Source organism: Paenibacillus sp. FSL R7-0204, from assembly GCF_038002225.1.
Taxonomy (GTDB): Bacteria; Bacillota; Bacilli; order Paenibacillales; family Paenibacillaceae; genus Paenibacillus_AQ.
Genome location: NZ_JBBOCA010000001.1, coordinates 4,728,895 through 4,742,038, shown reverse-complemented (window position 1 = coordinate 4,742,038; position 13,144 = coordinate 4,728,895). Strand labels below are relative to the sequence as shown.

14 protein-coding genes are annotated in these 13,144 nt (G+C 54.0%); 12 read left to right on the top strand and 2 right to left on the bottom strand.

Annotated elements, in window-relative coordinates:
- Positions 1 to 18: 18 nt before the first annotated feature.
- Entirely contained in the window at positions 19 to 843 is an 825-nt protein-coding gene (locus MKX42_RS21045) for a hypothetical protein (protein WP_340754293.1), read from the bottom strand.
- Between the two features lie 309 nt (positions 844 to 1,152).
- Between MKX42_RS21045 and MKX42_RS21040 the strand changes: the two genes are divergently transcribed.
- From MKX42_RS21040 to lepB, 10 genes are read left to right on the top strand one after another with little or no spacing between them, the layout of a single operon-like run.
- Positions 1,153 to 2,154 carry a beta-ketoacyl-ACP synthase III gene (locus MKX42_RS21040; RefSeq protein ID WP_340754290.1) on the top strand — a complete coding sequence of 334 codons (1,002 nt, stop codon included), beginning with the start codon at positions 1,153 to 1,155 and terminating at the stop codon, positions 2,152 to 2,154.
- The gene (locus tag MKX42_RS21035; RefSeq protein ID WP_340754288.1) at positions 2,144 to 3,361 is read left to right on the top strand and encodes an ATP-grasp domain-containing protein; all 1,218 of its coding nucleotides are present in this window, start codon (positions 2,144 to 2,146) and stop codon (positions 3,359 to 3,361) included. The genes MKX42_RS21040 and MKX42_RS21035 overlap by 11 nt, the downstream gene beginning before the upstream one ends.
- On the top strand, positions 3,358 to 4,350 hold the full coding sequence (locus MKX42_RS21030; RefSeq protein WP_340754286.1) for an NAD-dependent epimerase/dehydratase family protein: 993 nt from the start codon (positions 3,358 to 3,360) through the stop codon (positions 4,348 to 4,350). The genes MKX42_RS21035 and MKX42_RS21030 overlap by 4 nt, the downstream gene beginning before the upstream one ends.
- Complete coding sequence (locus MKX42_RS21025; RefSeq protein WP_340754283.1) at positions 4,347 to 5,201, top strand: MBL fold metallo-hydrolase; 855 nt, start codon at positions 4,347 to 4,349, stop codon at positions 5,199 to 5,201. Before MKX42_RS21030 ends, MKX42_RS21025 begins: the two co-directional genes overlap by 4 nt.
- Positions 5,198 to 6,514 (top strand): F390 synthetase-related protein, encoded by a 1,317-nt coding sequence (locus MKX42_RS21020; RefSeq protein ID WP_340754282.1) that lies wholly within the window; start codon positions 5,198 to 5,200, stop codon positions 6,512 to 6,514. Before MKX42_RS21025 ends, MKX42_RS21020 begins: the two co-directional genes overlap by 4 nt.
- Entirely contained in the window at positions 6,511 to 7,656 is a 1,146-nt protein-coding gene (locus MKX42_RS21015) for a GNAT family N-acetyltransferase (RefSeq protein ID WP_340754281.1), read from the top strand. Before MKX42_RS21020 ends, MKX42_RS21015 begins: the two co-directional genes overlap by 4 nt.
- Positions 7,657 to 7,691: 35 nt before the next feature.
- A complete protein-coding gene (pgsA, locus tag MKX42_RS21010) occupies positions 7,692 to 8,294 on the top strand; it encodes a CDP-diacylglycerol--glycerol-3-phosphate 3-phosphatidyltransferase (RefSeq protein WP_340754279.1) in 603 nt (200 codons plus the stop codon).
- A 13-nt stretch (positions 8,295 to 8,307) separates the two neighbouring features.
- A complete protein-coding gene (locus MKX42_RS21005) occupies positions 8,308 to 9,180 on the top strand; it encodes an SDR family oxidoreductase (RefSeq protein WP_340754277.1) in 873 nt (290 codons plus the stop codon).
- Between the two features lie 38 nt (positions 9,181 to 9,218).
- Positions 9,219 to 9,620, top strand: a complete 402-nt coding sequence (locus MKX42_RS21000; RefSeq protein ID WP_340754275.1) for a DUF4265 domain-containing protein — start codon at positions 9,219 to 9,221, stop codon at positions 9,618 to 9,620.
- Positions 9,621 to 9,645: 25 nt separating this feature from the next.
- Positions 9,646 to 10,143, top strand: a complete 498-nt coding sequence (gene lepB / locus MKX42_RS20995; protein ID WP_340754273.1) for a signal peptidase I — start codon at positions 9,646 to 9,648, stop codon at positions 10,141 to 10,143.
- Here lepB and MKX42_RS20990 read toward each other — a convergent pair.
- The gene (locus MKX42_RS20990; protein WP_340754271.1) at positions 10,140 to 10,439 is read right to left on the bottom strand and encodes a Dabb family protein; all 300 of its coding nucleotides are present in this window, start codon (positions 10,437 to 10,439) and stop codon (positions 10,140 to 10,142) included. The two genes, lepB and MKX42_RS20990, sit on opposite strands and share 4 nt — an antisense overlap.
- A 671-nt stretch (positions 10,440 to 11,110) precedes the next feature.
- Between MKX42_RS20990 and MKX42_RS20985 the strand changes: the two genes are divergently transcribed.
- The gene (locus MKX42_RS20985; RefSeq protein WP_340754269.1) at positions 11,111 to 12,145 is read left to right on the top strand and encodes an HD-GYP domain-containing protein; all 1,035 of its coding nucleotides are present in this window, start codon (positions 11,111 to 11,113) and stop codon (positions 12,143 to 12,145) included.
- 239 nt (positions 12,146 to 12,384) lie between these two features.
- Positions 12,385 to 13,125, top strand: coding sequence for a GTP pyrophosphokinase (locus MKX42_RS20980; protein WP_340754267.1), 741 nt, complete (start codon positions 12,385 to 12,387; stop codon positions 13,123 to 13,125).
- The last annotated feature ends 19 nt before the right edge of the window (positions 13,126 to 13,144 follow it).

Below are 13,144 nucleotides of genomic sequence, written 5' to 3'. Positions count from 1 at the left end.
ACGAATATGCTGCTTCGGCTACTTCGGCAGCCTAAGCTCTGCGGCACGGAGTGCCGTGCTGATCTGTTGCTCCCAGTTGTACAATTGTCCGGCCATAGTACGGATCTCCTTCATCCGGTTATATGACAGCTTCATTGCAGCGGCAGCCTGGGTGGCGTCCCCCGCCTGGACAGCGGCTTTGTAACGCTTGTCGGCCTCGGTTCTCTCTGATTGTGCGGCTGAGAATAGCTTGTTCTGGGCGGCAATCTGCTTCTTGAGCAGGGTGACGGGGGCAAGGGCGTCCTTAGCCGGCTTGTTCTTCGCGGCAGTTAACGCTTTGGCTTCTGCCAAGGCTGAGGTGGCCTTCTTCACTTCAGCCCGTGCTGCGGCAGCGGCAGCCTTAAGCTTATTGCGCTTCAACTCAAGCACAGTGGCACTCTTCAGATTGCTTACCTTGCGGGCAGCGGTGATCTGTTTGCTGAGAGCAGTATACTGGTCCAGGAGCGGAGCATGCTTCTTCTGCACCGCTTCCGAGGCAGCCTTAAGCTTGGCGAGATGGGCAGCATTAGTGGCTTGAAGCTGCTTGTTCACTGCGGCAAGTGCGGCGTTATTCTGTTTGCGCAATTCCTGATTCCGCTGGAGGTCAGACTTCAGCGATGCCTGAAGACCCGTATAGTCTGTATACAGATTATGAATCTCGTCCAGCGCAGCATCCCACCCGGAATCGGCAGAGACACCGGACAAAGGATATGTACAAAGTGACAGCAGTATCACCAGCACAAACAGCCTTCTTACAGCTCTTCCCGAGAAAGGTGTAACAACTCCCATACCTCTCCAATTCGTCAAACCCATGAATTTAAACATTGCGTTCAGCTCCTCTGATTGTTAATTTGCCAATAGGCACCAATAGACACAAAGAAGCACCTCCAAGAAAGGCATGAACTGCCTGTCCTGCGAGGTGCTTCTCCCGCTTAACGTGTGCTATTGTGCATTTACTATAACCCCGGTGAACCCGTATAGTCAAGCATTTTTAGGAACGTTAGTTCGTGGAATGGGAATTTTATCTTCTTTTTTGTATATGACTCAGCCGGAAAATCTAGTAGAATGTATCTGTAGTTTACAATATTATATAATGTTCGACATCTTGGTACTCACAGGAATAGGAGATGCCTTATGCAGCTTAGACATGTGAAAATAAAAGGAACAGGCAAATATTTGCCGGAGCGTGTAGTCAGTGATGCAGAGCTTGATCAGATCCTTGGCACAGCACCGGGCTGGGTGAACAAAATCACCGGCGTCGGCACCCGCCATTATGCCGGCATAGATGAAACCGCCTCTTTCATGGGTGCAAGAGCCGCTGAAGCGGCCCTCGCCGATGCAGGCCTCAGCTTCAGTGAGGTCGATTGTCTGGTGTGTACGAGCGGAACCAAGGAGCAGCCGCTGCCGAGTACCGCCGTGTTCATTCAGCAGGCCATGGGGCAGGCGGATTCCGGTGTTCCGGCTTTTGATATCGATGCGACTTGTCTCAGCTTTCTGGTGGGGCTTGATGTGATGTCCTACATGGTCGAAGCGGGCAGGTATAAGAATGTGCTGCTGGTGGCCACTGAGATTGCCTCGGTGGGGCTGAACTGGCAGGATAAGGAGAGCTCAGCCTTGTTCGGAGACGGAGCAGCGGCGGTGGTGATCGGACCTGCAGAGACCGGCAATTCCTCGCGGATACTCCATGCTTCGCTCAAAACCTACAGCAGCGGTGCACGTTATTCGGAGATTGCCGGGGGTGGGACCAGGTTGCATCCCCAGAATTATACAACAGAGGATGCACTGCCCTATCTGTTCCATATGGATGGACAGGCTATATTCCGCAAAGCGTCCAAGCTGCTTCCGGATTTCATTGCTGACATGCTGGGCGCCACAGGCAATAAGATGGATGACTTCGCGCTGGTCATTCCCCATCAGGGCAGTGCAATGGCGATGCGTCTCCTGCGTAAAAAGCTGGGAATTGCCGAGGACCGCTTCCTCGACAATACCGCAGGCCATGGCAATACGATTGCAGCATCCATCCCGATGGGACTGCATGAAGCGATCCGTCAGGGCCGGATATCGCGCGGAGACCGGATCATGCTGATCGGCACAGCGGCAGGGCTGTCTCTGGGAGGCATGATTATTGAGTACTGAGGCCCGGCGTATTCTGATTACCGGCGGACGCGCTCCGGTGGCCCTGGAACTGGCAAGGCTGTTCAAGGCGGCTGGCCACCGGGTATACGTGGCAGAAAGTGCTGAATATCATCTATGCCGTGTATCCTCTGCTGTCGAGGCCAGCTTCCGGGTGCCTGCACCAAGGCATCAGCCGCAGGCATATGTCCAGCGGCTGGCTGCGTTAACAGAAGAACTGGGCATTCACTGCCTGATTCCGACCTGTGAGGAGATTTTCTATGTCTCTGCTGGTCTTGAGCAGCTAACGGGGTGCCGCGTACTTACATCAGACCGGAGGATTCTGGCCGGGCTGCACCATAAAGGGGAGTTCATGGTCCTGCTCCGTTCGCTCGGCTTCAAGATCCCGGACACGTTGCTGATCAGCAGTGCAGACGAATGGCGGAGAGCCGTAAAGCAGGCAGCCGAGAAGGGGAGGCAGCGGGTCTACAAGCCCGCCTATTCCCGCTTTGCCTCTAAAGTTATTCTTCCGGGTAAAAGCTCCCCTTCGACTAATCCGCATAGTCGCGTTTCGGGTGAAGTCGAGCCTCCAGCAGGACTATCGGCCGGGGCTCCCTGGGTGTCCCAGGAGTACATTCAAGGCAGAGCGGTTTGTACGTACAGTATTATTCACGAAGGCACAGTTGTGGCGCATGCTGCGTATGACAGCAGGTACAGGACGGGGCGCAGCGGGGCCAGCGTGTATTTTGAACCATTGGAGCATCCTGCGGCTCTGGAGTGGGTGCAGCGGTTCGCCGCAGCAACCGGCTTCAGCGGCCAGATCGGATTCGATTTCATCGAACCGGAGAATGGGATGCTGTATCCGATTGAATGCAATCCGCGCGCAACAAGCGGTATTCATCTGTTCACGCCGGAGGAAGGGCTGACGGAGGCTCTGCTGAAGCCCGGTCTGCTCGTGCAGAGCGGAACAGTCATTGTCCCGCGTTCAGCCCGCACAGCCATGCTGACGCTGCCCATGCTGGGCTGCGGGCTGAAGCCGGGACCCGGGGGCTTCCGCAACTGGCGGCAAGCGCTGCTTGGAGCAGCAGATGTGGTCTGCCGCAAGGATGACCGCCGCCCTGCCCGCGAGCAGTTCCGCATCGTATACGCCGCCTGGAAGACAGCCAGGCGGCACCGCATCTCGATCACAGAGGCGTTAACTGAAGATATAGAATGGAATGGTGAGGCATGACCAAAGCGCTGGTAACAGGTGCAACCGGATTTCTTGGACGGCATACCGCCCGGAGGCTGGCGAGGATGGGCTGGGAGGTCTACGCGCAGGGACGCAACCCGGAGCAGGGAAAGCAGCTGGAGCAGGAAGGTACAGTGTTCCTGTCCGGGGATCTGCGTGACGCGGAGACTGCCTATAGTTTTTGCCGGGGAATGGATGTGGTGTTCCATTGTGCAGCATTGTCGTCACCCTGGGGCAAATACAAGGAGTTCTATACATGCAATGTGGAGGCGACAAGCCATATAGTTGAGGGGTGCAAACGGCATGGCGTAGGAAGGCTGGTTCATATCTCCACGCCCAGTGTGTATTCCAGCCAGCGGTCCCGCTTTGGCATCCGGGAGAGTGATCCGCTTCCCGGGCGGCCGGCCAATGCTTATGCTGCAACGAAGCTGATTGCCGAGCAGGTTGTCCGTCAGGCAGCGGGAGAAGGGCTTACTGCCTTCATGCTCCGGCCCAGAGCCATATTCGGCCCGCTGGACAACGCCTTGTTCCCCCGGCTGCTGGCAGCGAATGAGAGCAAGGGAGTGCCGCTGATGAATGGCGGACAGGCCAAGCTTGATCTCACCTGCGTAGAGAATGTAGTCGATGCCATGCTGCTCTGCTGTGAAGCCCCGCTCTCTGCTTCCGGCAGCGTCTACAATATTACCAATGGTGAGCCGCTAAGGTTCGAGGAGCTGGTCACCCGGCTATTCTCGCTGCTCGGCCTTCCGCTGCACACCCGGCGATTGCCCTACCCGGTAGCTTATACCGCAGCGGCCTTAATGGAGGGGATGTACAAGGTGCTGCCTATCCCGGGTGAGCCGCTGCTGACCCGTTATTCTGCAGCCGCACTCGGCATCTCCCAGACACTGGATATTACACTGGCCCGCGAGCAGCTGGGTTATCAACCGCGTATAACAACAGACGAGGGACTTCGTGCCTTTGCAGAATGGTGGAGGGAACAGCAATGATTACAGAAATTCCAGTTGGATTATCTATACTGTCTGCGGGCTATTGCCTGCATCCCGAGCGGCTGACGCTGCGTGGAGGCACACTGAAGCCGGTTGCCTTCCCGGCAGGTTACGCCCTGATCCGGCATCCGGAATACGGACCCATCCTGTTCGATACGGGCTACAGCGCGCGTTTCTTCCAAGAGACAGCAAGTCTGCCGGCCTCCCTATACCGCAAGATTACTCCGGTTGTCTACAAGGAGGAAGAGAGTGCAGTTCGGCGGTTGCAGGCAGGCGGGATCTCGCCGGAGGAGGTGCGGTATGTGGTGCTGTCGCATTTTCATGCCGACCATATCGGCGGGGTACGGGATTTTCCGCAGGCGCAGTATATATATTTGCAGAAATCCTACGATGCCGTAAGCGGGCTGGGTCCGGTGCGGGCGACGAAGGCGGGATTCCTGCCCGGGCTGCTGCCGGAGGATTTCAGACTCCGCTCCATTCCTGTGGATGATTCTTCGGCGAAGCGTGCGCTGCCGCAAGGCCTTCCGTTCACGGAAGCCTATGATCTGCTTGGAGACGGCAGCCTGCTGGCGGTTGAGCTGTCAGGCCATGCCGCCGGAATGATTGGCGTATTCGTCTCCACCGGCGAGCATGATTATCTGCTCTGCGCAGATACAGTCTGGTCGAGCCGGGCGTTCCGGGAGAACCGCAAGCCGCATCCGGCAGCAGGCTTGATCATGTCCAGCCGCACAGAATACCACCGAAATTTCGAACGGCTGCGCCAGCTGCATGAACAATTTCCTAAGCTTCGGATTGTGCCCAGCCATTGCCGCGAGGCGCTTGCGCACTGGGGAACGGGAAGTGTGACATGAAGCGCATCAGACTGGTGATCACCCATTATATTCTTACCAAGTGGGGCAGACGCTGGAAGAACCGGGCAGCACTCGAGCAGTGGCAGGAGAAGCGTATCCGGCTTCATGTAGAGAAGGTGAGGCAGCGCTCGGAATTCTACAGGGAGCTGTGGGCAGGTATTCCGTCCAAGGAATGGCGGAGTTTCCCGGTGATCGGGAAGCCGGAGATGATGGAGAATTTCGATCAGCTCAATACAGCGGGCATTACGAAGGAGCAGGCTTTTGCAGAAGCCTATGAAGCGGAGAACAGCAGGAACTTCAAGCCTGCGCTGCAAGGCGTCACCGTCGGGTTATCCTCGGGAACCTCCGGCAACCGGGGTATTTTTCTCGTTGGAGAAGAAGAGCAGGCTGCCTGGACCGGTACGGTGCTGGCAAAGCTTTTGCCGGGTGGACTATGGAAGCGGGCGAGCATTGCATTTTTTCTGCGGGCAAACAGTAATTTGTATGAATCTGTGAAGCAGGGACGGCTGCAGTTCCGGTATTTCGATCTGCTGGAGCCGCTACCACAGCTCTTGGCCCGTATGAAGGAATACCAGCCGGATATCTGGATCGCACCGCCGTCCATGCTGCGTATGCTGGCTGAGGCACAGCAATCAGGTGAGATGAAGCTGCATCCCCGCCGGATCATTGCGGTTGCGGAAGTGCTGGACCCGCTTGACTGGCAGCAGATTGAACAAACCTTCGGGCAGAAGGTGCATCAGGCTTATCAGTGTACCGAGGGTTTCCTCGGTGCGACCTGCAGTCACGGAACGCTCCATCTCAATGAAGATATTGTACATATCGAAAAAGAAATGCTGGAGGAACAATCACGCCGGTTCGTGCCCATCGTGACCGATTTCTCCAGAAGTGTGCAGCCCATCGTCCGTTACCGCCTGAATGATATTCTGACCGAAGCGGCGGAGCCGTGTCCCTGTGGTTCACTGTTCACGGCCATTGAGCGGATCGAAGGACGCTGCGATGATATTCTTTATCTGCCTCATGCGGCAGAGAGCATGCAGGTCACGGTTTTCCCTGATTTCGTTACCCGGGCCGTGCTGGCGGCTTCCACAGATATTGAGCATTACAGGGTCATCCAGCACAGCCTGACTGAGCTGGAAATCTCCTATCGTACACGAACCGGCACCGATCATGGCACGGAGCAGCAGATTACAGCAGAGCTGACGCGCTTGTTCGCCAGGCTATCCTGTATCCCTCCGAAGCTGACTTTTACCGCCTACAGCTTCGTGCCCGGAACTGTGAAGCTGCGCCGTGTGGAGAGGAGCTGGAAGCCGTGAAGAACCGGGTAACGCAGTATGACCGCGATTCTGCTCAGGGGCTGGACTGGCCGGATACGGAGTATGGGCAGTATGCCCGGGAGTATCTTACACCGCTGCTGGAGCGGGGAGCGCAACCTTTTATCGATAATGTGAGTACAACTGTTAAGGTGCTGACCATCGATGGTCTGCCCGTTCCGATTACGGTCAACGAAGCAGACTATGACAATTCGTATGTATGCTCACCCTATACCCACTATGTCAGTTATGCGCGTGAGGAGCTGGCCCTGCTCAATAACCGGTTGCTAGAGGGCTTATTGTCGCTAATGCTCACAGGAATGGGCTGGATGCTGCGGCAAGCACGCTTCAACCGGGTGGTTCAGGTGAATAACTGGCTGTTGTCCACCAATCTGTATCCTGCCTTAAGTGCGGAACAGCTGACGGCGGTACTCGATTTCCTCCGCCAGACTTATCCGGGTTATACCTTAATATATCGTTCGCTTAGCCGTGAGACCTCGGGAGAACTCATTGCCAGACTGCAGGGGTATGGCTGCAAGCTCGTTCCAAGCCGGCAGATCTATCTGCTGCATCCGAATACCTCCAGCTCGAAGGCCAGATGGCTGGTCAAACGCGACAGAAATCTGCTGGCAAAGCACGGCTACACTGAGGTTGGTCCGGAGGAGATCACGCAGGAAGACATTCCCCGGATCGTGGAGCTGTACAGACTGCTGTATATCGATAAATATTCGGCCTATAATCCGCAGTTCACCGAAGCCTATATTGCCCTGGCGCTGGAACGGCGGACCTTGCAAATCTGCGGTCTGCGCAAGGAAGGAAGACTGGATGCGGTGCTGGGCTTCTATGAGCGGGATGGCGCAATGACGGCGCCATTGTTCGGTTATGACACGAGTCTGCCTCAGTCCCTAGGACTCTACCGTATGCTGTCCGCCGTCCTGATCGGGCTTGCGGGCAGCAGAGAGCTATTACTGCACGAAAGCTCGGGCGTCGGCCAGTTCAAGCGCAACCGGGGAGCGGCCGGAGCCACCGAATATTCGGCGGTGTATGACCGGGGTACCTCTCTGCTGAACCGCTGCGGCTGGTCCCTCCTGGAGCTGCTGCTCCGCCGGATCGGCATGCCGCTTATTCAGAGGCTGAAGCTGTAGGCCGTAATCATGAATGTGAGACTTGGAGGCAGAAGATGAACTTAGCTAACCGTATTACCTTGTTCAGGATATTGCTGATTCCGCTGTTCATTGCGCTTTTTCCCATTTACCCCGAAGCATGGGTCAACCAATTCCCGATCCTGGAATATTTAGATGTACATGGTATTTTTTATGCAGCCATAGTTTTTATTGTAGCTTCTATAACAGACAAGCTGGATGGGTACGTGGCGAGAAAATATAACCAGACTACCAATTTTGGAAAACTGCTTGATCCGTTGGCAGATAAGCTGCTTGTTGCTGCCGCGCTGATTCTAATGGTTAGTGAGCACATGATCCCATCTTGGATTGCTTTTTTAATATTAGCGAGGGAAGTTATAATGATGGGTGTCCGTATTGCCGCTTCAGCGCAGAAGGTAGCATTGGCAGCCGATAAATACGGCAAATGGAAAATGGTCCTGCAAGTTGCTGCAATCTCGGCCATTCTTTTGAACAACGCGCCCTTTAGCCTGTTCACTTCCTTCCCTGTTGACCTAACCCTGATGTATGGTGCATTAGTCATAACTGTATACTCGGGTTACAACTACATTAAGAACAATTATCTGCTGCTGCAATTGGAGACTCATTCAACACATCATTAGAAGGAGGTGCCTCATGAACACTAATCCAAGCCAGCCCCAGGGGCATGAGCCGGTTGCACTGATTACCGGAACCTCCAGCGGATTCGGGCTGCTGACTGCAATTACGCTGGCCCGCAGAGGGTACCGGGTCATTGCCACGATGCGGGATCTCAGCCGCAGCAAGGAGCTGGTTCAGAAGGCTGAGCTGGCGGGGGTACGGGAGCGCATTCATCTGCAGGCACTGGATGTGACGGACGAAGCCTCGATTGCATCTGCCATTCAGTCTAGTCTTGAGCTTGCCGGCAGAATGGATGTGCTGGTGAACAACGCCGGCTTCGCTGTAGGCGGATTCGTGGAGGAGGTCAGCATGGAGGAATGGCGAGGGCAGCTGGAGACCAACTTTTTCGGACTGGTTGCTGTGACGAAGGCGGTGCTTCCCCACATGCGGGTCCAGCGCAGCGGTCTGATCATTAACGTGAGCAGTGTCAGCGGCCTGAGCGGATTCCCGGGTTATGGTCCGTATGCCGCCTCGAAGTTTGCGGTGGAAGGGTTCAGCGAGAGTCTGCGCCAGGAGATGCTCTCTTTTGGCGTCCGCGTTGTACTGGTTGAACCGGGCTCCTTCCGTACCCCTATCTGGGACAAAGGGATTACGGGAATGCATGGAAATGAAGGCTCCCCGTATCACACCAGGCTTGAGGAGGTACTGCGGTACTCCCGGCGTGCGTCTGAGACGGCTCCCGATCCGCAGGAGGTGGCTGATCTGATTGGACGGATCACTGCGATACGTGCGCCGAAGCTGCGCTATCCTGTTGGCCGGGGCTCGCGGGTCTTGATGATCGGCAAGGCCTTGCTTCCCTGGAAGGTGCTCGAGGGCATCATTTCGAGGTCACTTCGGGCGATGAAATGATAGCATAACAGAACAGAACAGAATTGGGGTGGATGCTTTTGCCGGGGACAGTTGGATTACATATATGCTTTGATGAGCAAGGCCGGGAGATTGAGGTGCTGGATGTGACCCTGGTCGACAAGGATATCTACCGGATTGAGGAGACGCCGATTTTTAACCCGGGGATTGCGCTTGGCGATATTATCCGGGTGAGTGAGCGTGAGGGGATCGCGTATTATATTGAGACGGTGAAAAGGTCCGGGCTTGTCCGGTATGCCTGGCTGCTCAGCAAAGAGGCGGCGGCTTCCGGCGAGATCCGCAGCTTCAAGGAGCGGGTTACAGAGCATGGGGGCAAATGGGAGCAGATCTTCGGCGGCTTACTGGTAATTTATCTGCCGAAGCACTCTGCTATAGACGCGGAGCTGGAAATGTCGCGGATTATTGAGCATTTTGAAGGCTAATTATACGAATCTGAGGTGAAAGAAATTGAAGAAATTCTTGAAGCAGTGGGTGCCGAGTATTGCCATTGGCATTATTCTATCCTTATTTATCCGCACCTACGTAGCGGAAGCAATGCGTGTGCCTACCGGCTCGATGATTCCGACTATAGCGGTTAACGACCGCCTTGTGGTGGACAAAATGCTCTGGAATACCTCGCTGAAGCATGGCGATATCGTGGTGTTCCATCCGCCGGTTGCCGAAGATGCGCAGAAAAGATATGTAAAACGGCTGATCGGCCTGCCGGGCGATGTCATTGAGATCAAGGAAGGCAAGCTGTACCGCAACCATGAGGCTATTGCCGAGCCGTATCTCCAGGAAGCGATGACCTATACCTTCGGGCCGGTCACCGTTCCCGCAGACCATTATTTTTTCCTGGGCGACAACCGTAACGTCAGCTATGACGCTCACTTATGGGAGACTCCGTTCGTGGACAAGGATGCGCTGATCGGCAAAGTGCTGTTCGATGTGAACCAGTTGTTCTAAATCGGGTAGTCTACCACCACAACGTTCTCCAGAATTCCCTCCAGCATGGACACGAACTTCTGATGGGCCGGATGCGGCCCGTACTCACGCAGGGCTTCCTGATTCTCAAAGGTCACGCGGAGCCCCAGCGTATAGCCGTGGACATTCTGCTGCTCTTCGGTTACATTAATGCCTGCTGTAAGGTCAATAATGCCGGGGATTTGCTTTTTTAGCGCCAGCAGTGCTTGTAACAGGTCTTGTTCCTGGCCTTTATCGAATTGCTCATTGAAGCGGAAGACGACGAGATGCTCGTACATAATGGATCCCCCTTGAACAAAATGTTGGACTGCATTAGCGATTATACTATAAATCGGACGGATGGAGACGATCCGGATAGACATTTCTATTTATACAACGTCAGACTGGTGTGGATTGGACTCAGCATCGCAGCCTGCCTCTTCATTATTATCAACGCGCTGCGGAAAGAAGGCCTTCTTCAGTGGGGGACAGATTCGCTTATTATTCGCAAAAAGCGCATCTCCGCGCAAGGGATTAAAGCCATTTACATAGATGGTCCGATAGTAGGAATATTGCCTGCAGGCAAATGGATTGTCCCGGTTAATCTCTGCTTCAGGTTCACAGAAGACACGGTAGCGGTGAGGAAGAGACTAATGTACTGGGCAGAAGAGAACGAAATTAGGATAAAATACAAGAGATTTGTCAGATGGCTCTGAACAGAATATGGAAAGGCGTCTAAAGACAGGGATTCTATAGAACTAGATTGCTTGGAGTTTGTGACTTTCACCGGATTGTTACTTTACCGTCTGTTGACTATGATCAAGTGGAGCATAACGGAATATTCCTAATCAAGCGGAAACGGCTTGGCCGTCCTTTCAAGGGCGGCATCCGTTTCAGCGAGAAATAGAAGGATAAGTTACCGTGTGAAACCTGTAAGTTCTTATATTTAGTACAAAAGGGGTGCTGGTACTTGAAAGTACATGTCACGGATCTGAAGCACGGTGATTGTCTCATGGCAGACACTTTCAATGGTGTAGGGCTGCACGTTCTCCCCAAGGGGACGCGTGTGGAACGGGAAGAGATTAGTATCCTGATCCGGCACAAAATTGATTATGTTGATATCGAGCCGCGCAGCGGGCTGTATACGGACGCTGAACCGGGGCCCAGCCACGGGCTGCACGATGATTTTGATCTCGCTATTTTAAATTATGAAGCGATTTTTCTGGAAGCCTTGACGAAGGGCAGCTTCTCGCAGTCGGCAGTCGATGATACGCTGAAGCCGCTTCTGGAGACGCTGGAAGGGCAAAAGGATGTTGTCTCCCTGCTGCTTTTGCTGGACCGGGATGACATCGATACATATCACCACTCATTACAGGTGGGCTTATTATCTTATTATATTGCTGCGTGGATGGGTTACTCCAAGGAGGAGCGTTACCAGATCAGCCGTGCGGGCTATCTGCATGACATCGGCAAAAGCCAGGTGTCCCTGTCGATCCTGAACAAGCAGGGTCTGCTGACGGATTCCGAGAAGGATGAGCTGGCACGCCACACCTTCTATGGCTATGATCTGATCCGCGGCTCCAAAATGGACGAGGTTACCGCGCTGGTAGCTCTCCAGCATCATGAGTACGAGGATGGCTCAGGTTATCCGAATCAGCTGCTCAAAAAAGAGATTCATCCGTACGCCCAGATTGTTTCGGTAGCCAACATTTATATGTCGCTGACCACTTCTACTGCGAACCGTCCCAAGCAGGGGCTGGTTACCGTGCTGCGCAAGGTGCATGAGATGGGCTTCGGCAAGCTGAATGAGACGGTGGTGCAGGCATTGACCGGCCATTTACTGCCAAGCTTCGTGGGCAAGAATGTACAGCTCAGCAACGGCGAAGTGGGTATGATCGTCATGAATAACCCGCTGGACCTCTTTAAGCCGCTGGTCAAAGTAGGCGAGGGCTTCCGGGATTTGTCGCGTGAACGCAGCCTGTCCATTGATGAAGTGGTTAACTGAATAACCGGATGAAGAGGCACTGTCAACAGCGCCCGCTTTTAATGAACGGCCAGACTGTCCTTTTGGACGGTTTGGCTTTTTTTCGTGTGCAGAGAGAAGAAAGGAGGTTGCGCGCAGGAGTCCCTGTGACCAGTGGAAGGTTTGTATTCAAGTCATAGATTGGCTATGATTAATGAGAGATGGAAGAGTTGCATAGAGATTCTAGTCATTCTGTGCAGCAGCATAAAGGAGAAATGAAGATGCATACCGACAACCAGTTAGAGAAATTGAAGCAGCTCAAATACGAGCTTACCCGCTTTATGATGATTTACAAGTTCGCTCTTGCCGAAATGGAGACCAAGATTGATATCCTCAAAGAGGAATTCCAGCTCCTTCACGACTATAGTCCGATTGAGCATACCAAGTCCCGGATCAAATCTCCGGAGAGCATTATGAAGAAAATGCTGCGCAAGAACAGTGAGCTGTCCCTCGACCAGATCAGAGCAAGTATTAAGGACATCGCCGGGCTGCGGATCACCTGTTCGTTCATTTCGGATATTTATCAGGTCAGCGCCATGCTGCAGAAGCAGGACGATCTCAAGGTGCTTGAGGTGAAGGATTATATTAAGAACCCGAAGCCCAACGGTTATCAAAGTCTGCATCTGCTTATCGAGGTGCCCGTATTCATGTCGGACTGTCAGGAGCATGTCTGTGTTGAGGTACAGATCCGCACGATTGCTATGGATTTCTGGGCCAGTCTGGAGCATAAAATTTTCTATAAATACAGCCAGGCGGTTCCCGAGCATCTGACCCGTGAACTTAAGAATGCGGCTGACAAGGCGTACGAGCTCGATCTGCAGATGGAGCGGCTGCACCGTGAAATTAAGGAAATCAAGGATTCGCAGGAGGACGAAGATCCATTCTCCGAGTTGCGGGATATGATTCTTAACAATCAGCAGTTCAGTCTGCCGGATAACTTTGTTAAGCTGTTGAAGGAATAGATGATGGTTTGACAGAAAG